This is a genomic window from Vibrio methylphosphonaticus (genome assembly GCF_023634655.1).
Classification (GTDB): Bacteria; Pseudomonadota; Gammaproteobacteria; order Enterobacterales; family Vibrionaceae; genus Vibrio; species Vibrio methylphosphonaticus.
In genome coordinates, this window is the sequence record NZ_JAMKMS010000055.1 from 1 (window position 1) to 1,325 (window position 1,325).

A 1,325-nucleotide genomic window follows, 5' to 3' on the forward strand; every position below is an offset into this window, starting at 1 on the left:
GCCATTTTCTTTTCAATTTCAGCTTTTGCTGTCTTAAAACGCTCTGGAAGGATTTGCGTGGCAAATACGTCTTCAACGGTTTCAGCGCGTTTGATTAGCTCAGCTTCGCCGTCTTTAACCAATACTGTTGCAGGACGTGGCAGAGAGTTGAACTGGCTCGCTTGAGATTCTGCGTAGTGACCGACATCCATGATAGCCAGTACGTCATTTGGTACCAGCTTAGGCATGCGCGCGCCGCTTTCCCAGATTGATGGGATACAGATAGGGCCAGCGATTTCAGTGGTTCGCTCAACAAGCGGCTGCGTCATCTTGTTCGCTGGAAGCACTGGGTTTTTAGACTCTTGAGACTCAACAAGCGTTGCTAGGTAAGTCGAGGCATCAACCATGGTGTAGCTGTAGTCCATTTCTTGGTCGTCTTTAACCACGTAAACAGAAGTCAGTAGCGTACCGATGTTGCCTGCGATGTAACGGCCTGGTTCTAGCCACAGTTGTGGGACTTCAAAGCCTTCTTTGTTGAACTCTTCAAGCATACCGGCACAGACGATTTTCGCGTAGTCTTCGATAGTGTTTGAGTTCATCATGTGCTCTTTGCTACGACACTCTGGCTCACGCTCACGAGGCCAACCGCCGCCTAGGTCACATTGGAAAGGCTGAACACCACACTCGCGAGAGATCTCGATGATGTTACGAGCGTATTCACGGTACAGTGCATCCCAACCTTCAGGCTGCTTAGAGAAACGGCCAAGGTGAGTGTGGAAACCGTAGAATTCGAATACATCGATTTCTTTCACGCGGTTAACAATCTTCTTCGCTTCTTCTTTAAGAAGACCGAATTTGATCCATTTCATCGCGCCGATGAAGTTCGCGAATGGGTATGCGTCTGGTTCGAAGTCGTTGAAGAAATCTTCAGGGATAACTTTAAGGCGAACCGCGATACGCACTTTTTCAGTAGGCTTCACTTCACGAGCGATGCGCTCAACGATCTCAATTTCTTCGTATGAATCTAGGTGAACCGCGTAGCCGTATTCAATCGCTTTGCGGATAGCAAGCTCAGGCTTAACCGTACCGTTTAGTGCGATTGTTTTTGGATCGGCGCCCGCATAGTGCGTCGCTTCCACTTCACCAGGACCGAAACAGTCGCCGCCGACGCCTTCTTCGTTACAAATAGCACGAACCGCGAAGTTAGTGTTTGATTTGATAGCAAACATCACGTTTACCGGCTTAGGCCAGTAGTTACCGAATGCGTTTTTAACACGACGTAGGTTGTTACGTAGTGTGTCTTCGCTTAGTACGAAAAGCGGGCTACCGTATTGCTCGATAAGGTC

Annotated in this window: 1 protein-coding gene; it reads right to left on the reverse strand. The window is 48.8% G+C overall.

The features are described 5' to 3' along the window. The coding region (locus M9196_RS23195) for a diaminopimelate decarboxylase family protein (protein WP_250619871.1) at positions 1-1,325 on the reverse strand (1,325 nt) is incomplete at both ends.